Genomic DNA, 18,969 nt, shown 5'->3' with positions numbered 1-18,969 from the left:
TCACTCACCCGTCACAATGCGTGGCCCCGGGACAGGCCGCAAGAGGCGATCTCGTTGCCGTGAGCGGTTCGTGCGCGCGCGTGATCGAATGTGTAGCCGATCACCGGGGTAGGATCATCTCGGCCATCAAGCCGCCAAGCCGTTCGGATCGCCCAAGTTTCAGCGATCCACCGTGGCGGCGCAGGATGTCGGCGGTGATCGAAAGCCCCAGTCCGACGCCCTGCCCGCGATCCTGATTGCGCGCCGGGTCGAGCCGGGTAAATGGCCGGATCGCCTCCTCGCGGCGTTCGGGCGGGATGCCCGGCCCGTCATCATGCACCGCGATTCGCCACCCCGTGCGCGCGATCGAGACGGTGATCTCCGCGCGCGTGCCGTAGCGCACCGCGTTGCCGATCAGATTCGCCAAGGCGCGTTTGAGCGCATCGGGGCGGAAGGTCGCCTCCTCTTCGCTGTCGCAATCGACAAGCGCCACATCGCGCCCCATCCGCCGCATATCCTCCACCACGCCGGCGACGAAGCCGCAGATCGGCAGCGTCTCCGGCTCGCCATGCGACGCCCCGTCGCGCGAGAATTCGAGAAACGCATCGACAAGGCGCCCCATCTCGTCGACGTCACGCTCCATCGCGCGGACCTCGTCGTTCTCCTCCATCATCGACAGCCCGAGCCGCAGACGCGTGAGCGGCGTGCGCAGATCGTGGCTGACACCCGAGAGCATCAACGTGCGCTGTTCGATCTGCCGCTCGATCCGGTTGCGCATATCGAGGAAGGCGCGGCCCGCAGCGCGCACCTCCGTCGCCCCCGAGACGCGGTAATTCAGGTTGCGCCCCTTGCCGAATTCCTCCGCCGCATGGCTCAGCCTGCGGATCGGACGCAGCTGATTGCGCAGGAAGATATAGGCGATCAGCGTCATCAGAATGGAAACAAAGACCATCAGAACGAGCAATTGGTGCGGATTCGACGCCGACACCCGGCTGCGCGCGAAGGTCACCGCGAGCGGTCCGTTCGGCGTCTCCTGCACCACCCGCACGGAATTGGTGTTGTTGTCGAGATCGATGGAGCGGATCTGCGACAGGTTCGCCCGCAGCGTCGAGATCACCACGATCCCGGTCAGATCGAAGAAACTACGTGTATCGCCCCGCTGCGACGCAAGATTCGTGGGCGCCGGAAATTGCGAGGCGAAGTTCAGCGTCTTGTCGAGCACGTCGAGCCGTTCGCGCGCAACCTCCGCCGTCGGCGCATTGGTCGCGACCTGATCGAGCAGAGCGATCTCGCGCACCATCCCTTCGGTCATCTGCTGCGTGACACGCTCGAAATGGCGCTGAATGAAGACGACCGAGACCACGAGCTGGATCGTGACCACCGGCAGAATCAGGATCAGCGCGGCCCGCCCATAAAGCCCGCGCGGCATCATCTGTTTCAGCCAGCGAAATTTCATGCCAGAACCCTAACGATGGCCGCGATGGAGGGAAAGATGGAAGAATTGCAGCCCGGCTTGCGTCGGATCATCGCACCGAACCCGTCCCCCATGACCTATACCGGCACCTGCACCTATGTCATCGGCACGGGCGAGGTCGCGGTGGTCGATCCCGGCCCCGCCGATCCTGCCCATCTGCAGGCGCTGCTCGACGCGCTCGCACCGGGTGAACGTGTCAGCCATATCCTCGTCACCCATGCGCATCTCGACCATTCCCCCGGCGCACGGCTCTTGGCCGAGGCCACGGGCGCGCCGATCCTCGCCTTCGGCCCGCCCGAATCCGGGCGCGCACCTGTAATGGCGGAACTCGCGGCGCGCGGCCATGCGGGCGGCGGCGAAGGGGTCGATAACGCCTTCGACCCCGACATCCTCATTGAGGACGGCGAGACGCTGAGCCATGGCGACTGGTCGCTCACCGCGCTGCACACGCCCGGCCATTTCTGCAACCATCTGAGCTTCGCGATGGGCGATGCGCTTCTGACCGGCGATGTGGTGATGGGCTGGTCCTCGACGCTGATCTCGCCACCCGACGGCGATTTGGGCGACTATTACCGCTCGCTCGCGCGGATCGAGGCGCAGAGCCCGCGCATCCTCTATCCCGGCCACGGCGACCCGGTGACTGACCCCCAAACCCTGATCGCGAGTCAGCGCGCGCATCGCGACGCCCGCACCGAACAGATCCGAAGCGCCCTCACCGAGCGTCCGGCCACCCCGCAGGGCCTCACCCGCGCGATCTACACCGACGTGCCCGCAGCCCTCCTGCCCGCGGCCGAGCGCAACGTCTTCGCGCATCTCGTTGAAATGTCAGTGCAAAACCAAGTCACCGCCGCGCCCGACCTGCGCCCGGAGGCGCTATTTTCGCTGACGTGACGAAAGCCTGAAATTTTTCGCCAGAACCCTCTGGACATCCCAATTCGAGATTCATATACACCCTCACATGTTCCGGCGTAGCTCAGCGGTAGAGCAGTTGACTGTTAATCAATTGGTCGTAGGTTCGATCCCTACCGCCGGAGCCAACTTTCCCTTAAGCCTTTGATTTCATTGGCGACACCTTAAGTTGGCATCGTATCTGTCACACCAAGGTGTCACACCAGATAACTAGGTTCCGCGCGATCCGCCCCAGTTGGGGAAACGCGCATGCTTCACTCACAACCACACCTCTCGAAACGCGGCCAGACCTATCAATGGCGGCGAAAGATTCGTTCGCAATCCACAGGAATCTGCGACCTACAGGTCTCTTTGCGCACCCGCGACCGCGAGAAAGCCATTATAATCGCTCGCAAATTAACCGTGGAGAGCGAGCAAGTGTTTGAAGCAATCGATAAGAACTACCTGACGAAAACTGAGGCGCGAGCCTGGCTCAGCCAAGTGGCGCAAGCCGAGATGGCTAAGCTCGAGAGGTTGCAGCTGATCCAGAAGATGGATGGCGGCTACGATGACGAAGATCGCAGGCTCGACTGGGCCCATCGCAAAGCGTGGCGTTTGCTTGCAGATCGAGGTCTGGAGGCAACCTTAGATGCCCCGCTCCGTCTTCAGCTCGAAGCGGAAGGTGCAAGTTGCGGGGATATTGAATGCCTCGAAAACACGCTCGATCTCCTGTCACGCAGCCTTTTGAGCGAAGGCATGTCTAACCGCCATAGGCGCGAATTCCTTGAGCTCACGGACCGAGACACCATGGGTGCGTATGAAACTTTGCAACTCCGTCAGTTGACCGCTGCAGCTAAGGCGGCTGCATGGGAACGATTTTCCTCCGCCCCGCCTCAGCCCGCGCAGGACATGGCAGCTGAAATTGTTGAAGGGCTCGGTTCGATGCTGTTCGCATCACCTGTTGACACGCCCGAAGGCTCAAAGTCCGACCACACGCCGCGCGCTGAGACCATGGCGAAACCTGAATCTGGCATTTCGCGCCCCATTGAAGCAAGCCCAGACCCAGACTCCGCCGAAGTCGGACATGACTATGACCCGGACATCTTCGCCGTGATCGAGCGCATGAGCGCGGCCAAGCGCAAAGAGGGAATCGAAGAGAAGACACTTCGGCAATACGTCACCTTCGGGCGCCTCTTTGTCACGCTGACGGGAAAACGGGACCTGACAAAGATTCACAAGAGCGACGCCGCCCGATTCCGCGAGTTGCTCTACAAGGTGCCGAAAAGCTGGGGCAAAAGCTCCAAGGACGCCAACGCCACGTTGAAACAACTATTGGATCGGTCGGCCAGTCTGCCTCCCGAAAAAGTCGGCCTCGCGATCGGCACTCTGAACCGGCATATCGACCATCTTCAACAAGTCGTCACCTGGGCGCAGGAGGAAGGGATCAAGGTCGACCCCGCCCTGCAACCGAACAAGCTTCGCCGCCGAGAAAAGGAACGCGCCAACCAACGTCGCGACAAGTTCACCGCGGAGCAGCTGCGCGAACTCTTCACGTCTCCAGTCTGGACCGGCTCGAAATCGGAATATCATCAGCTGCGACCCGGTTCCGTAATCTATCGGAACGGCATCTTCTGGGTCCCGCTGATCTGCGCCTATTCCGGGCTTCGTCGTGCCGAGATTGCCGGGCTGCCGACAGCTGCTATCAAAGACGATAATGGCATCGCGTATTTCGACATCGACTTCACGGAGGAGCGGCGGATCAAAACCCAAGCTTCCAAACGCCGCATCCCGATCCACTCCCGCCTGATCGCGCTCGGCCTGCTCGAGCATGTCGAGGCACAACGAAAAGCAGGCGAGCGCTTTCTTTTTCCGGACCTTTATGACGCAACGCTCAAAGTTTTTGGTCGCGATGTGTCAAGAAGGATGCGCCAGATCATCGATCAAACGATCGGCCCTGAAGAAGGCAAGAAGCTCTCGCTGCATTCGATGAAGCACTATGTGCAGAATATTCTCAGCCGCGACACCACCGTGCCGGAAGTCGTCGTGCGCGAAATCGTCGCGCACGAAGGTAAGGATGTTCACGAAACTGATTACGAGAAGGGCTCCGAAATCGAATTGCTTAGATACGCGATCGAGAGGTTGCCGATCGTCTATTGAGCTTGTGACGCCCAAAGCGCTCACGGCCCGTCGGGAAGAAGTTCGTCGTTCTCCTCGGGCGCGCCGATCTCTGCCGGCTCGAGCGCGTCTTCGATCTGTTCGGCCCCATCGCCCTGAGAGGCCCCAAGGCGGGCAAGCAGCGCTTTGATCCGCGCGTCCAACTCGCTCAATCCGAGCGCTGCAAGCGCTCGTGAACCAGCGCCATCAATTCGATGACCTCCATCTCTCGTTTCTCGCGTTTCTGCGCGTCCTTTTGAAACGCTTCGATCGCGTCGCCCATCATACTCGCGGCGCCCGCGATCTGCTGCGAAATCGCGCCGAGATCCTCGATCATCTGATCCAGTCGTTCGACCACCCCGCGCTCCTTCTGGATCGCCAGGAGCGCCTGAAGATCTGGAATGAGCTCCGCGATACGTCGGTTCGACTCGATCAGATCCAGGATGTCCTGAAGTTTCACTTGGTTCCTGTTGTTTTGCATATCGGGCATTGAGGGCCTCCAATTTTTTGAGTGGGTCGCAAAAGAGGTTTTCGGGAAGCGCGGTGACGAGACGCGCGACAAGCCCGCCCATCAGGTGCTCGGTTACAAGACGATGAAGGAGGCAGGCGATCGGCTGGAGTCCCCTGTCCTTCTGACGAAAAGCGCGGGGCGCTGGCTTGGGTGCGGGTTCGAGAAATTCAGACAGCGCTTCGAAGCTGTCGGGCTTGTCGAATTTATGCCGCACGGAAACATCGTCTGCCATTTCGAGCCAGCGCGAGGCGAGCCTCTCAGGGGCGGCTCTCAATATCTTCTGGCGTTCTTCGTTCCAGCTCGGCCAGCGTGAGACGGTTTCATCGCATTCCGCGCTCATCAGCGGGCCCCGAAAGGTCACCGGCTGTTCAATCCCCTCGGAGCGAAAGACAAAGGTTGTTCCGAAGTCCGAGCTTTCTTCGAACGTCAGGCCGATGTTTTTCGCGACCGGCATGATCGCCTTTTGTAAGTCCTTGCGGTTCAAAGCCCCGCGCTCGGCGAGAATGCTCGACGCCTCGTTGATGACTGCAGGGATGAACCCTTCCAGAACTTCATAGGGAGAGCTTCGCAGGTTTCTCCGCGCTTCAGCCAGCTGCTTGACGATGCCATTCGGCAGCTTGATGAGCCGGGCATGATCCAGATTTCCCGGGTCATCAAAGCCGAAATGCGCGTTGACGGTGTCGACGAAAGCCCACCAAGCGTCATGCGCGCGCTTGCTCGGCGGGGAAGGATTGTGCGCTCGCACCCGGCCATCCGCGCGGATCACGCATCGCGGGAGCGCGAAGTTCAACTCGAGCTTTCCGGTATGCGTATGTGTCGTTACAAGAGCTGCGGGCCGGCGATCTTTGGGCACACCGGGAAACGCGACCTCCAGGGCCAAACCGACAATGCGCCGCACCGTGTCGCGCAGATCCGGATCGCCCGCATTAAAGGAGCGAACCGAGATATCGTCCTCCGAGAATGTGAGCGTGAAAGCCGACAAACGGTGCTTATGGTTCAGGGCTCCAAGCGTGGTCAGGACGTGCGCAGGAGTGCCGCGCAGCAGCTCTGGTGACGGATGCCGCCGCACCAAAATGAACGAGGTGTTCACCCGCTTTTCGGCCGTTTCTGCGGCGAAATAATTGACCAGCCGCTGATAGTCGCCGAGGGTGTGCCCCTTGAATTTCGTCCAGCCGATGATCATTGCACCGGCCCGCTTTTGCGCAGCGCGCTCTCCACCTTGATCAGCATGCCCTCGCATTGCACGAGAACATTCAAGGCCTTCGGCTCGATCTTGCCCGTAGAGACCAATTCCCGCGCAATGCCGCGAAGGATTTCGTTGAGCTCACAGAGCGCCCATTCGATCCTGATCAGGATTGCAGGCGACTTCTTGCTGCGCGGTAAATTGCCCGTCGCGAGAGCGCATCGACAGACGTAATCGGAGATCGAGAGATCAGCCGCCGAAGCTGCGTTCTTGATCCCGGCCCATTCGGCATCCGTTGCCCGGATCTCGCGCCGCTTGCGCTTGTCTGTGACCTCACATTCAACTTCTGTGTCTTTCATCTGCGCTTCTCCTTGGACATGGGATACCCGGCACGCGGGTTCACTTGATGGGTGGTGTCCTCAGTATGGAAAGCGGACCTGAAAAAACGGTCAGACAAAATCACGCAAAGTGAGAAGCTTGGCGTTGATCGAGAAAACCCCGCGCCGCGCCCTGCCCCGGACACGCACCCAATTGCGCCTTGCACTGGAACCGGCGAGAGAACATCCTGTGCGCGAATTTCGAGGGATCCATGAGCAACAACGACATCAAGAGCTTAAGCAGTTTCGTCTGGTCTATCGCAGAACTTCTCCGCGGCGACTTCAAGCAATCCGAATACGGAAAGGTCGTCCTGCCTTTCGTGGTCCTGCGCCGTCTGGACTGCATTCTAGAGGCGAGCAAGCCTGATGTGCTCGCCATGGCCGAAAGCCTGCCCGCGGACATGGACGATGACGCGCGCGACACGCTTCTCTCCGGCGTCGTCGGCCAGAACATCCGGCTCTACAACAAGTCCCGTTTCACCTTCGCCTCACTTAAGGGGCAGGATGCGAAAGACATCCACCGAAACCTGATCGACTATATCACCAACTTTTCGGGCAATGTCCGGGACATCTTCCTCGACAAGTTCCTGTTCACCGATCAGCTCAAGCGCCTCAACGACGCCGGGCTGCTCTACCAGGTCTTCGATCGCTTCACGCAGATTGACCTGCACCCGGACGCCATCTCGAACATCGAGATGGGCTATCTCTTCGAAGACCTGATCCGTCGCTTCTCGGAGATCTCGAACGAAACCGCCGGTGAGCACTACACCCCGCGCGAGGTAATCCGCCTCATCGTCTCGCTTCTCTTGGTCAACGACAAGGAAGCCCTGACCGGCAGTGGCGTCATCCGACAGGTCTATGATCCAGCGGCAGGAACCGGTGGGATGCTCTCGATTGCCGAGATGGAGATGAAGGATCTCAACGACCGTATCCGGGTCGAGCTGTTCGGTCAGGAGCTGAACCCGGAATCTTTCGCGATCTGTAAATCCGACATGCTGGTGACCGGGCACAATCCCGAGAACATCGCGTTCGGCAACACGCTGACCCAGGACGCGCATCAGGGCAAACGCTTCCACTACATGCTCTCCAATCCGCCCTATGGGGTTGACTGGAAGAAATACGCAGACCCGATCAAGGACGAGGCGGCCGATCTTGGCATGGAGGGCCGCTTCGGTGCTGGCCTGCCCCGGATCTCGGACGGGCAGCTCCTGTTCCTTCAGCACATGATTTCCAAGATGCGCCATGACGAGCAAGGCTCGCGCATCGGGATCGTCATGAACGGCTCGCCCCTCTTCACCGGCGGCGCTGGTTCAGGCGAGAGCGAGATCCGGCGCTGGATGCTGGAAAACGACTGGGTCGAGGCGATCATCGCGCTTCCGACCGACCTCTTCTACAACACCGGGATCCAGACGTATGTCTGGCTGCTCACCAACCGCAAGGACCGGGACCGGCGCGGCAAGGTGCAGCTGATCGACGCGAGTGGCGAGCGGTTCTGGAAATCGATGCGCAAGTCGCTCGGCTCGAAACGGCGCGAGATCCCGCAGGAAGCCACCGAAGAGATCGCGCGGATCTACCACGACATGCTCAACGGCAATTCGGACTGGGCTGACGTGTCGAAGATTTTTGAAACCACCGATTTCGGCTATCGCGAGATCCGGGTCGAACGACCGCTCAAGCTGGCCTTCTCGGTCACGCCCGAGGGGCTGGAGGCGCTGCGCGAGGCCAAGCCCTTCGCCAAGCTGGATGAGGATGAGCAGGCGGGCGTTCTAGGGGCCTTGGAGGGGCTCCCGAGCGGTGAGCGCTGGATGTCCCGCGACAAGTTCGAGAAGGCGCTCAGCGGCGCTCTGCGGGCCGCTGGCGTCAAGCTGGGGGCGCCGGTGAAGAAGGTGGTTCTATCTGCGCTGTCCGAGCGTGACGAGGACGCCGAGGTCTGCACCGACAAGAGCGGCAATCCCGAGGCCGACACCGATCTGCGCGATCACGAGCAGGTAGCCCTGAACGAGGACTGGCGCGCCTATGTGCAGCGCGAGGTTCTGCCCTTCGTTCCCGCTGCCTGGGTGGACGAGAGCTACACCGACGCGCAGGACGGCGGTGTCGGGCGGGTCGGGTATGAGATCAACTTCAACCGCTACTTCTACAAATACGTGCCGCCCCGCCCGCTCGAGGAGATCGACGCCGAGTTGAAGGCGCTGGAAGCAGAAATCGCTGGCCTGCTGCAGGAGGTGGTTGAGTGACGCAGGTGAAGCTCAAATGGTTGGTGTCAGCTTCGAACGCCGGTGAAGTCATCGATAAATCACATTGGGGGGAGGGCGAAGAGTCTCTCTACACTTGTGCCAGAGGCATCCTGCGGTCTGACTTCAACAACTTCCCCACGTGGAAAAGAACGACATCTGACGATCTGCTGCTGACGAGAAACGGAACGCCATATATCCACATTCCCGTTGAAGGCGCGATCTATTCAAATGTTGTTCAGCGCATTTCGGTGCCCAAGGTAGATAAGTTCTACTTGCGGTATGCTTTAGAGGATCGTGTTCGTAGTTTTAGGGGGTATGGCGTCTCCATCGAGAGTTTGAACTATGAGATGTGGTCGAACCTTGAAGTTGAAATCCCCGACCTCGCGACCCAACGCCAGATCGCCGATTTTCTGGACCGTGAGACCGCAAGAATAGACCTGCTAATCGAGAAAAAGCAGCGCTTGGTGGATGCGATCAAAGCGAAAGTCTCTGACTTTGCTGATCTAGCGGTCACACAAGGTCTCGACCAGAAATCAAGCATGAAGCCCGCGCAGATACCTTGGATCGAAACAATCCCATCGCATTGGGAGATCGTGCGAGGGAAATATCTCGTTCGGCAAATGTCACGACCACCACGCGACGGAGACGAGGTAATCACAGCGTTTCGGGACGGTCAGGTGTGTTTGAGATCGAAACGGCGCACCGAGGGGTATACTTTCGCGGAACTTGAGGTTGGTTATCAACACATCAAGCGGGGTGATCTTGTGATCCACACGATGGATGCCTTTGCAGGTGCCATCGGAGTGTCTGAAGACAACGGCAAGTCAACTGGCGAGTATGCAGTCTGCACATCGATCGGCGACCATAATGCGACCTACCTCGCCTACCTGCTGCGATGCATGGCGAAACGGAAATATATTTCCGTGCTTTGTCCTTCTGTTCGCGAACGGGCACCAAGGTTTCGCTTTGTCCGGTTCGCTCCTGTCTTTCTTCCTGTTCCACCGAGAAACGAACAGGACGCAATAGTTGATGCGATTGAGCGGATACGATCTGGTCTGAGCGCAGCGCAGACCAAGACCGCTGCCTCCATCGACCGCCTCAAAGAATACCGCTCCGCCCTGATCACCGCCGCTGTCACGGGTCAGATCGACGTGACGACCTACTCAAAATCTGGCACCCCCGACCGCCAGCTCGATGCCATTCAAGAGGAGATGGGCGCATGACGGGCCGGAACTTCAAAGCATCCGCACAAGGGTCTTTGGATGGGCTATGCGGTATCTATGCAATCATAAACGCCTGCAACGTGATGCTTGGTGGCGGGCTCGATCGCGATCACCAGATTTCACTTTTCTGCAAACTCACGAGTCTTCTCGATGATGGTCGCCCCATAGGCGAAGTTGTGCATGACGGGATCGGGTTTCGAAAGCTTGGAGAACTCATCGATGTAGCGAGCCGGACGTTGACCCATGATCATGGGGTCTGCATCGAACGCAAGGTTGCGTGGAAGGCGAACAAGGGGAATCTGTCCGCGTTTTGGAATGATCTGCAGCAGCACGTTAACACAGATGAACAGCGCGTTGCACTTCTCGGCGTCGAGGGTAAGCATAGCCATTGGACCGTTGCCCGGAAAGTGAGCGAAGCGTCGATCACGCTGGCCGACTCCGACAATCTCAAGCGTTTCAACAGATCGGATTGCCACCTGAGGCCGGGGAAGAAACCCCACCAATTGCAACCGACCCAAACATTCTTCCTACGATGCGTTACAGTGGACAGTATTTGATGACCGAAACCCACACCACCGCCGACATCCACCAAGAGAAGGTCTTCGAGGCGCATATCGTCTCCTACCTGACCTCCGAACAGGGGTATCTCGAACGCAACTGCGCGTCTCATTATGACGTCGCCCATGCGCTCGACACCGAGTTGCTGTTCCGCTTCCTCAAGACGACGCAACCCGAAGCGTGGCAGGTGCTGGAGGAGCACTACAGCGCGCAGGCCGAGGCGGAGGTTCTCAAACGTCTCGACAAGGCGCTGAAGGAACATCCGACCCATGTCGTGCTGCGCGAGGGCATCAAGCTGGTGCCGAACATTCGCTTTGCGCTGTGCTTCTTCAAACCCGCATCGAACCTGAACCCGGATCTGACGCGGCTCTACGAGGCGAATATTCTCTCGGTGATGCGCCAGGTGACCTATTCGGCGAAGAACAAGAACGCCCTTGATCTGGTGACCTTCGTCAATGGCATTCCGGTCACGACGCTTGAAGTGAAGAACCTGCTGACCGGCCAGAACGTCAAACATGCCGAGAAGCAATATCGGAAGGATCGGTCGCCGGCGGGTGAGCCCCTGCTGACCTTCAAGCGCGGCGCCATCGTTCATTTCGCGTTGGATCAGGACAATGTGTCGATGACCACGCGGCTGATGAACGGCAAGACGCGGTTCCTCCCCTTCAACCGCGGGCGCAATGGCGGTGCCGGTAACCCTGACGTGCCGGGTGAGAACCGTGTCGCCTATCTCTACAAGGATCTGCCCGATGGAAAGGCCGTCTTCTCGCGAGAGGTGCTTCTCGATCTGATCGGGCGTTTCATCCACCTCGAGCGCGGCGATGGCAAAGAGGTGCTGATCTTCCCGCGTTTCCAGCAGCTCGATGCGGTGCGCAAAGTGCTCGCAGACGCAAAGGCCCAAGGCCCAGGCCAGAACTACCTGATCCAGCACAGTGCGGGGTCGGGCAAGTCGAACACGATCGCCTGGACCGCGCATCAGATCATCAACCTGCATGACGGGAACGACCAGCCGCTCTTCGACACAGCGATCATCGTAACGGATCGCCTGGTGCTGGACCGGCAGCTTCAGAACACCATCGGTGGGTTCGCGCAGACTGAAGGCGTGGTGAAGAAGATCGACGGCACGTCCCGCGATCTGAAAGATGCGATCATCAAGGGCGCGCGGATCATCATCACGACGATCCAGAAGTTCGGCACCGAGCATCTGGCGACGATTTCGGGACAGGCCGGCAAGAACTTTGCGGTGATCATCGACGAGGCGCATTCCTCGCAGTCCGGTAAGGCGGCTCAGGCGATGACCGACGCGTTGACCCGCGATGATACCAGCCCCGAGGATATCGAGGACCTCGTGCTGGCGTTCCAGAAAGCGCGCGGCCCGCAGAAGAACATCTCGTTCCTTGCCTTCACCGCGACCCCGCGCAACGTCACGCTGGAGCGCTTCGGGCGCATCGGATCTGACGGCAAGCCACATCCGTTCCACCTCTATTCGATGCGGCAGGCGATCGAAGAAGGGTTCATTCTGGACGTGCTCCAAAACTACATGACCTACAAGGCCTACTATCAGCTCGAGAAGACGATCGAAGACGATCCGGCCTTCAAGGGACGCAAGGCGCAAGCGCGCGTCGCGCGCTACGCCTCGTTGCACCCGACAGCGATTGACCAGAAGGTCGAGGTCATCGTCGAGCATTTCCGCCGCCACGTCGCGCGGGAGCTCGAGGGCAAGGCGAAGGCGATGATCGTCACGCAGAGCCGCGAGCACGCGCTGCGCTATTGGCAGCGCCTGAACGACTATATCGCAAGCAAAGGCTATACCGATCTCAAAGCGCTCGTCGCGTTCTCCGGCGATCTGACGGTCGACGGCAATGAATGGACCGAAGCGACTGCGAACGGCTTCGCCGAAACCGAGTTGCCGAAGAAGTTCGACACAGATGCCTATCAAGTCCTCGTGGTCGCCGAGAAATATCAGACTGGCTTCGACCAGCCGAAACTGGTCGCGATGTATGTCGACAAAAAGCTGGCGGGCCTTCAGGCGGTGCAGACCCTCGCGCGTTTGAACCGGACCTATCCCGGCAAGGACCGCACCTTCGTGCTCGATTTCCAGAACACGATGGAGGACATCAAGGAAGCCTTCGCTCCCTTCTTCGAGGCGACGGCCCTCGAAGAACGAACGGATCTCAATCAGGTCTACGATCTCGAACAGCGGATCTCGAATTCAACCTATATCAACAAGGACGAGGTCGAGCGCTTTGCCGGTCAGTTCTTCAAGGGTGACCTGACCGAACAGGATCGTCTGGTTCTGGAGGGAACCGTGCGGCTCGCTGTCGAACGCTTCTTGCTCGACGAGGATGAGACGCAGAAAGAGGAATTCCGGCAGCTCCTGAAGAGCTTCCAGCGCTTCTACGCCTTCGTCGCTCAGGTCGTGAACCTCAACGATGCCTGGCTAGAAAAGCTCTACGCCTACAGCTCTTGGCTCTCGCGCCTGCTCCCGTCGCGCGACGTGCCAGCCGATATCACGGTATCGGACGACATGCTCAACCTGGCAGCCTTCAAGCTTCAGAAAGGCGAGGAGGGAAGCGCGTCCCTGACTGCAGGCGACACCAAGACCCTGCAGCCGATCTCCGAGTTCGGCGCCAATTCCTACACCGAAGAAGAGGAACGCTCTCTCTCGGAGATCATCGACGCGTTCAACGATCGCCATGGCACCAAGTTCTCGCGCGAAGACTTCCTGCGCTTCGAACGCGTGACCCGCGACGTCATGGATGACGACATGACCGAGATGATGCGCAACAACCCGGCGGACGTGGTCTACAACGCGTTTTCTCAAGCGTTCTTCCAGCAGATGGTGAAGATGTTCCAGCAGGATAACGAGATGCGAAATATCGTCATGACCGACAAGGACGCGCGCGAGCAAGCGACACGTCACTTCTTCAAGCGGGCGCAGAGGCAGGCACGTGAAGCAGGTCGATCATGAGATGAGGTCGCGCGCGCCCAAGTATCTCAGACCGGATAGTCCACACCGACAGAATACCCTCGGACACCCCACTCTCTTTTGAGCATCAGTCAATCACCATGTTTCTTCCAGATTTCAAATTATTCGCAAAACTTTGCGGAGCAACCTCCTTAGGTGAGGTGATGCTACCTAGCGAGAAGTCGAGTTACAGAGCCGTAAATGGGGCTGTCCACAAAACGTTGAGGGAGGCTCTCAATGGAAAGCACATGTCTGGAAAGCGACTAGCCAAGCTCTGCCATGCGTCGATCGACCATCTGCTGGGAGACGACAAGGCGCTCTGTGAGCAAGCCTATGCTAACATTCTGAAAGAAATTTCATCTATAAGACAAGTGGAAGCCGCATCTCCGGACGAGGTTACTCTGGAACTTTGGTATGGCGTTTACCTTCAGTTTCCTGACGATAAGGCTCCCAAAACAAAGGCTTACCTGTATCGCCTGCTGGCATCGTCTCAGTCCTTGACCAGAAAAATAAATGAAGAAGGCCCCATTTACCTTAGGGAATTACTTCGCGCAGAAGGCACGCCCGAATGGCGCACTTGGTTCAATCTTCTGTCTCAGCGGCTAGAGAGTCAGACATCAGCTCCAGAAGATGTCTCGGAAGCGCTGAATATCATGGGGATACTCGGGCTCGCAATTGTCTGGATCTTAGAGCGCGTAGAAAGGACAGGATTGGATCACACAGATCAAAAAAAGTATCTACAAAATTACTTCGAAATTCTATTCGGTGAAGAGGAGGGACGAGCAAATCCCGCGAAATCTGTCGCAAAGCTCCTGAAATATGCTTTTCAAGAATCAAAGCTCGAGAAAAAAAGCGAGTTCATCCATCACGCCTTTGGTGCTTCAGAAAGTCAGGTTCGAGAAGCAAAGAGGTTTTTCGCTGGATCGGCGATCCCTTCTTATTCACAAACTATACATGCTCTCGAAGTAGCCATAGAGATGGACGAAGATGATCGAAAAGCATGGCGTTGGTTTGTAATAATTGCACAGCTGATAGGCCGATCGAGTAGGCGTCTTGAGCAGTTGAAGACGCCAATACCCAACGGCCAACAACCGCATGCCATATATTACGAAGCGATGCGGACCCTTCTGCGCGAAAGGCCCGCATCTGCTATGCCTTCAGATTAGAAGAGATAGCACTCAAAATCTCTATCTGCGAACGCCTCCCAGTCATCCGGCCGACCGTCTTCGCAACCCCGGCTTTGCCAGTAGGCGTCGTTGTTCGGATTGAGTTGGTTTGCGTGGTTGTCCATATCGTCTTTGGAAGACATCTTTTCATCCTTCTGAGTTTGAGCCTGAATGCTCAAGAATTGCATTTGTTCGCATTGGCCAAGGCGACATCAATGAAAGTAGTGACAACCCAAAACTCTGTCGAATGGGGAAAATGGGAAGATTTGCCAGAGCGTGACCTGACGTTGTTGCAAGTTTAGTGACACCAAACGGGCTCCAGTCGCTCCTGGATGACAAACACATGGCAGGTCAGCATGTGCCCCCTGCCGATCCGGCACGGGATCTATACGCAAATAACCACTAATCCGCACCTGAACCGCTCACATTCACGGCTCTTCACATCCAAATTGCTTGATGCACAACATCGCGAATACGTTTTACTGTGGCCTCACCAATCCCGAAAATGGCGTGGAGTTCTTTATCGCTTGCGTTTCCGAGTTCCTCTACAGAATTTATTTCGGCGCCACGCAGCCGATCAATTTTATCATCGGTCAATCCATAAGGGTATGCATTGGATTTCTTTAGTACCGAAATATCCTGTCGGAGGATCTTCAGCTCATCGCCATCGAGCACATTTGGCAGAGTTATATTCGCAAACAACTGGCCGCTCAAATGTACCTCAGCGGGCTCCAAGCTTCCTTCCACCCACTGCCCAATACCATCAATAGTCAGGCGACCAGAGGGCATTTCCTCAATTATATTACAAAGGTTCAGGGCGAATACTGGCCCTCGACCGCCGGACTTCATCCCCCTTGAGGCCTCTCGCTTTGAGAGAAACCCTAAGTACTCAAGGATCTCGAATGCTTTGGAGAATTTAGATACCAGCTGCCGATGAATCAGGACACGATCTTGAGCCAGAGCTCTGCTATCAGACCCCATGCTTCTAGTAACATTGGAGACCAAGAGTTCGAAAATCTCGGTCGCGGGCTCGATCAGCGGCTCGTAAAGGCCAAGCTTGGGTTGAACCTCTTCCATAAGTGGCCAATAGTAATCCGTCGCCATCGCAATGAGTGTCTGATTTAGACTTGGAACACTAATTTTTTCCATGTCCAAGAACTTATTGCAGGTCAATACAAACGCCCGCATGTTTCCGACAACGGCGCGCGCTATGAGCCTAGAAAATATTTGAGAACTCAGTCGATCGGAGTAAGTCGCAGATTCTACAAGATTAGGGTAACGTGCGCTCAAGACATCATAGAAGTACGAAGAATCCTTTGATACGTCTGATCGATTCAGGTCAATGACTGTCGCATCATTGTATACATCGAATCGAATTCCAAACTTAGTCACGCCTGGATATATCGCGGCCTTGCAAGAGACCGCATTGCTCGAAAGCGTTCGGAATAGATCGAAGAACACCTCAAGCGGCTTCTCACGTCCAATGTGTGCGGCATCATCGAAAAGCAGCACAATCCGCTTTCCTTGGCTGTTGGAAAGATCGCTCAGCGCAAGCTGCATGCCCAGCTCATCGACAGCATCAGGGAAGCCGTCAGGCTGCCCTCGTTCGTGGAGCTCCTTGTTAATGCTTTTGGAAAGAATTTTTCCAAAGTGGTTGATGTACTCGTCTCCATCGGACTTTAGCAAAGGGAGGTGCCGCAAGCTTACATACGCGCAGAAAATGGTGTCTGAGCTTCTCAGGCGCCGATGTGCTTCGATCATTAGAGCACTTTTACCGCTGCCCCGTCCGCCGCGCAAAAGCACCGGACCGTGGGCTGACAGCTTTCGAATAATCAAGTCATCACTTGAGGCAAAGGAATGAATTCGCTCGAAGTCTTGGGGCGGACAATCTTCAGCTGCGAGTATCAGATGTATGTCATCGTCGTTCACAAGTGGTTGCGTCATGATACGTGGCTCCGCATTTGAGCATAGATACCAAAGGCATCGTCCGGCATCAAAGATGAGTATGCCGTCGGAATAAAGTGCGAGGTCAATCCTAGAATTGAGACCCGGGAGAAAAGGTCTTGGAGATTTGCCTTAATTGAGCTCTCGTCGTATTCAATCGCTGAATTAAAAAAATCCCAATGCACCCCCTTTGAGAGGCTTGAGTAGAGACGGCCAAGCTCACCCTTCATGCGCGGAACGAACGCCTCAGGTTCAATGCTGACAAGTTCTTCAAACCCATCACGACCAGAGCTCTGAATTTGGTCGAGTAGCTCACTATAGGCCGGCCTCCATATAAGGTGATCGAAGTGCTCAGAAAACAGAGAGCGGCTGATCTTCGCAATATCGACGTCGCTCGACCAAATTCTGTCTTGCCCAAGCGGCTTGTCCGGATTCATGACATCGCCTTGCCATCTGAAGCCGGACTTCGCGGGGGCGCCGTGTTCAAAGCTGGGTTGGCTTTGGAATTCATTGAGATATAGAAGCCGAAATGGATCTAGGCGGCCAACAATCGCAGCGCTGGAGTTCTCCAAAACAACGCGAGCACAGAAAGCGCTAAAGTATTTAGATTCTTCAGAAAATTCTTCCTGGAGATATCGAACGCCCTTTGTCGAGAAGGTGTTTATGGTTCTGCTGAGGTGCTGGAGAGTCTTGTCAGCCTTTGCATCGCCGTGGGGGCGTCCACATACAAGTTCTCCTAGCACACTATCATGCCACTGCATCTCCGTCATTTCATCTGCACCTTGTCTTCCTGTCAGGCCAGATAAGGTCGACCAGATCCTGGAAAGCATTTGCTATCCCTATTTTGTCCTAGCCACGCTGATGGAGGCCTAATCGACATAGCGGACATGACGGAGCCATGTCTAGGGTTGCGCCCCTAGTGATCGAGGGAGAATTTCTTGGAAAGGGCTGGTGACTTGTTCCCGACGGATCATCCGCTTGTTTGCGCTTTGCGATCATTGATCCAAGACGCAGCGAAGGTCCGCTCCCCGGCCTTCCTGTTTGGGCGCAGTGAACGGCCCTCTCCGGACATTCGCCCGAAGGATCAGCGCTGCGGCGCTGCGACTCCGAACCGGTCATCAAGGCCAATGTGCAGCAAGGTTGGGCACGCCGAGGTCTACTGTGCGGACAGAAATGCCGTTCGCGGCAACCGCGTATTAGTTCTATGAACTTGAGTGCTCAGTCGACCATGAAGGCAGGGTCGGGGAAGGTCTTTTAGGGATTCGTGACGGCCTGAACACGAGCAAGAATGTCGTTCGCGAGTTTGGCTCGGCCTTCCCCGTTGTTCAGGTAATCCAGATAGCGGATCGGACGCAGATCAAAGGGAACATCGTCGTGCGACTGAGTAATCAGGATAACCTCTTTCCCGAGTGTGTGGGCAATTCCCGCCTCGTAAAACACATTGGGGTTTTTGCCAGACAGATCGCAGACGATAACCGCCGAGGTGCAAATCAACTCAATAATGTCAGTCATGATGTGGGCGTGAACCCACATATCATCTGCTCGCTGGCACTGGTAGCCGTCTGCTTCAAGGGCGGCCTTTACGTCCTGATAGACCGATGTGAATTGCCCCGAAAATGGCATCATGAAGGACACAAGTTTCGGATTGATTGGCTTTTCACTCAACTGAAATACAGTCGGAGCAACTCGCTTCCCGGTCGATTTGCGAAATAAAACCTCGAAAAGGTCAACGTCTTTAATCGCCCAGTGGTTGGTTCCCAGCTCCCAATCGTGCATATCAAGTTCAGATTGAAGCGCATCAATGTCGGCATTGGTTAACTTGGGTAGGTCAGGATCAATGGTGTAGTCAAGCTGGTAGTCAGAGCCTTTCCGCGTCACCCGCGAGAGCCACGCAATACGCGCCACCTCGTCGCCCCTGCCTTCCTCCATCAGAAGTGTGGGGAATTTCAAAACGGATTGAAAATCAATACTCGTGTCGTTCACAAACTGGTTCTTGACCTCGTCGGTCGTATATCCAAAGACCCGCTCGGCCATAATGAAGCCGCGACGGTCATTTTCCACTCGTCCTGAAACAATCAAATTGAACATTCGTCCCCTCCGGCGTCGACTAGGGCGTAGTAGCCCATTCGACGGGCGCTCTCAATGCGCGTGGAGCATTAGTCAACTTGGGCGCGGAGCAGTCATGCGGCGACGCAGCGGGTCGGTCGCCTTGTAAGCAGCAGCGGCCGGTGCTCCCGGCTAGAACCAGCCCTTCGCCAGACCTGATGGGGACACGACCGCCATCGGCCGCTCGCTACATCCCGCGAGTCT

13 protein-coding genes and 1 tRNA gene are annotated in these 18,969 nt (G+C 57.0%); 7 read left to right on the top strand and 7 right to left on the bottom strand.

Features of this window, described 5'->3' with window-relative positions:
- Window positions 1–100: 100 nt before the first annotated feature.
- Complete coding sequence (locus AKL02_RS09180) at window positions 101–1,435, bottom strand: ATP-binding protein (protein ID WP_083077855.1); 1,335 nt, start codon at window positions 1,433–1,435, stop codon at window positions 101–103.
- A 36-nt stretch (window positions 1,436–1,471) separates the two neighbouring features.
- Here AKL02_RS09180 and AKL02_RS09175 point away from each other — a divergent pair, with 36 nt between their 5' ends.
- From AKL02_RS09175 to AKL02_RS09165, 3 genes are all read left to right on the top strand, one after another.
- On the top strand, window positions 1,472–2,344 hold the full coding sequence (locus tag AKL02_RS09175; protein WP_232621754.1) for an MBL fold metallo-hydrolase: 873 nt from the start codon (window positions 1,472–1,474) through the stop codon (window positions 2,342–2,344).
- Window positions 2,345–2,415: 71 nt separating this feature from the next.
- Window positions 2,416–2,490: transfer RNA gene (locus AKL02_RS09170), tRNA-Asn, on the top strand.
- A 121-nt stretch (window positions 2,491–2,611) separates the two neighbouring features.
- Window positions 2,612–4,498, top strand: coding sequence for a site-specific integrase (locus AKL02_RS09165; RefSeq protein WP_133051955.1), 1,887 nt, complete (start codon window positions 2,612–2,614; stop codon window positions 4,496–4,498).
- Window positions 4,499–4,518: 20 nt separating this feature from the next.
- On the opposite strand, the gene AKL02_RS09160 is transcribed toward AKL02_RS09165, so the two are convergent.
- Both AKL02_RS09160 and AKL02_RS09155 read right to left on the bottom strand, forming a co-directional pair.
- Window positions 4,519–6,189 (bottom strand): hypothetical protein, encoded by a 1,671-nt coding sequence (locus tag AKL02_RS09160; RefSeq protein ID WP_133051954.1) that lies wholly within the window; start codon window positions 6,187–6,189, stop codon window positions 4,519–4,521.
- The gene (locus AKL02_RS09155) at window positions 6,186–6,548 is read right to left on the bottom strand and encodes a plasmid mobilization protein (protein WP_083077849.1); all 363 of its coding nucleotides are present in this window, start codon (window positions 6,546–6,548) and stop codon (window positions 6,186–6,188) included. Before AKL02_RS09155 ends, AKL02_RS09160 begins: the two co-directional genes overlap by 4 nt.
- Window positions 6,549–6,778: 230 nt before the next feature.
- On the opposite strand from AKL02_RS09155, the gene AKL02_RS09150 reads away from it, so the two are divergent.
- The gene (locus AKL02_RS09150; RefSeq protein ID WP_083077848.1) at window positions 6,779–8,800 is read left to right on the top strand and encodes a type I restriction-modification system subunit M; all 2,022 of its coding nucleotides are present in this window, start codon (window positions 6,779–6,781) and stop codon (window positions 8,798–8,800) included.
- Window positions 8,797–10,023, top strand: a complete 1,227-nt coding sequence (locus AKL02_RS09145) for a restriction endonuclease subunit S (protein WP_083077847.1) — start codon at window positions 8,797–8,799, stop codon at window positions 10,021–10,023. The genes AKL02_RS09150 and AKL02_RS09145 overlap by 4 nt, the downstream gene beginning before the upstream one ends.
- 119 nt (window positions 10,024–10,142) lie before the next feature.
- On the opposite strand, the gene AKL02_RS09140 is transcribed toward AKL02_RS09145, so the two are convergent.
- Window positions 10,143–10,541, bottom strand: a complete 399-nt coding sequence (locus tag AKL02_RS09140; RefSeq protein ID WP_133051953.1) for a hypothetical protein — start codon at window positions 10,539–10,541, stop codon at window positions 10,143–10,145.
- Window positions 10,542–10,579: 38 nt separating this feature from the next.
- On the opposite strand from AKL02_RS09140, the gene AKL02_RS09135 reads away from it, so the two are divergent.
- Entirely contained in the window at window positions 10,580–13,552 is a 2,973-nt protein-coding gene (locus tag AKL02_RS09135) for a type I restriction endonuclease subunit R (protein ID WP_083077845.1), read from the top strand.
- Between the two features lie 245 nt (window positions 13,553–13,797).
- Window positions 13,798–14,715 carry a hypothetical protein gene (locus AKL02_RS09130; RefSeq protein ID WP_133051952.1) on the top strand — a complete coding sequence of 306 codons (918 nt, stop codon included), beginning with the start codon at window positions 13,798–13,800 and terminating at the stop codon, window positions 14,713–14,715.
- A 438-nt stretch (window positions 14,716–15,153) separates the two neighbouring features.
- On the opposite strand, the gene AKL02_RS09125 is transcribed toward AKL02_RS09130, so the two are convergent.
- The 3 genes from AKL02_RS09125 to AKL02_RS09115 all read right to left on the bottom strand — a co-directional run bounded on the left by AKL02_RS09125 (window position 15,154) and on the right by AKL02_RS09115 (window position 18,747).
- Window positions 15,154–16,659: a helix-hairpin-helix domain-containing protein gene (locus tag AKL02_RS09125; protein WP_083077843.1), complete on the bottom strand. Its 1,506-nt coding sequence runs from the start codon at window positions 16,657–16,659 to the stop codon at window positions 15,154–15,156.
- Entirely contained in the window at window positions 16,656–17,489 is an 834-nt protein-coding gene (locus AKL02_RS09120) for a hypothetical protein (protein ID WP_133051951.1), read from the bottom strand. The genes AKL02_RS09125 and AKL02_RS09120 overlap by 4 nt, the downstream gene beginning before the upstream one ends.
- 424 nt (window positions 17,490–17,913) lie before the next feature.
- On the bottom strand, window positions 17,914–18,747 hold the full coding sequence (locus AKL02_RS09115) for a hypothetical protein (protein WP_083077841.1): 834 nt from the start codon (window positions 18,745–18,747) through the stop codon (window positions 17,914–17,916).
- Between the last annotated feature and the right edge of the window lie 222 nt (window positions 18,748–18,969).

This window comes from Thioclava electrotropha (assembly GCF_002085925.2).
GTDB lineage: Bacteria > Pseudomonadota > Alphaproteobacteria > Rhodobacterales > Rhodobacteraceae > Thioclava > Thioclava electrotropha.
Note: the sequence above shows the minus strand (reverse complement) of the source record. Positions and strands in the feature narration are given on the sequence as shown.

What these genes read in the sequence shown, in the direction of transcription:
- AKL02_RS09180 (WP_083077855.1), bottom strand. Translation starts at nt 1,435, where the DNA reads ATGAAATTTCGCTGGCTGAAACAGATGATGCCGCGCGGGCTTTATGGG.
- AKL02_RS09175 (WP_232621754.1), top strand. Translation starts at nt 1,472, where the DNA reads ATGGAAGAATTGCAGCCCGGCTTGCGTCGGATCATCGCACCGAACCCG.
- AKL02_RS09165 (WP_133051955.1), top strand. Translation starts at nt 2,612, where the DNA reads ATGCTTCACTCACAACCACACCTCTCGAAACGCGGCCAGACCTATCAA.
- AKL02_RS09160 (WP_133051954.1), bottom strand. Translation starts at nt 6,189, where the DNA reads ATGATCATCGGCTGGACGAAATTCAAGGGGCACACCCTCGGCGACTAT.
- AKL02_RS09155 (WP_083077849.1), bottom strand. Translation starts at nt 6,548, where the DNA reads ATGAAAGACACAGAAGTTGAATGTGAGGTCACAGACAAGCGCAAGCGG.
- AKL02_RS09150 (WP_083077848.1), top strand. Translation starts at nt 6,779, where the DNA reads ATGAGCAACAACGACATCAAGAGCTTAAGCAGTTTCGTCTGGTCTATC.
- AKL02_RS09135 (WP_083077845.1), top strand. Translation starts at nt 10,580, where the DNA reads ATGACCGAAACCCACACCACCGCCGACATCCACCAAGAGAAGGTCTTC.
- AKL02_RS09130 (WP_133051952.1), top strand. Translation starts at nt 13,798, where the DNA reads ATGTCTGGAAAGCGACTAGCCAAGCTCTGCCATGCGTCGATCGACCAT.
- AKL02_RS09125 (WP_083077843.1), bottom strand. Translation starts at nt 16,659, where the DNA reads ATGACGCAACCACTTGTGAACGACGATGACATACATCTGATACTCGCA.
- AKL02_RS09120 (WP_133051951.1), bottom strand. Translation starts at nt 17,489, where the DNA reads ATGCTTTCCAGGATCTGGTCGACCTTATCTGGCCTGACAGGAAGACAA.
- AKL02_RS09115 (WP_083077841.1), bottom strand. Translation starts at nt 18,747, where the DNA reads ATGTTCAATTTGATTGTTTCAGGACGAGTGGAAAATGACCGTCGCGGC.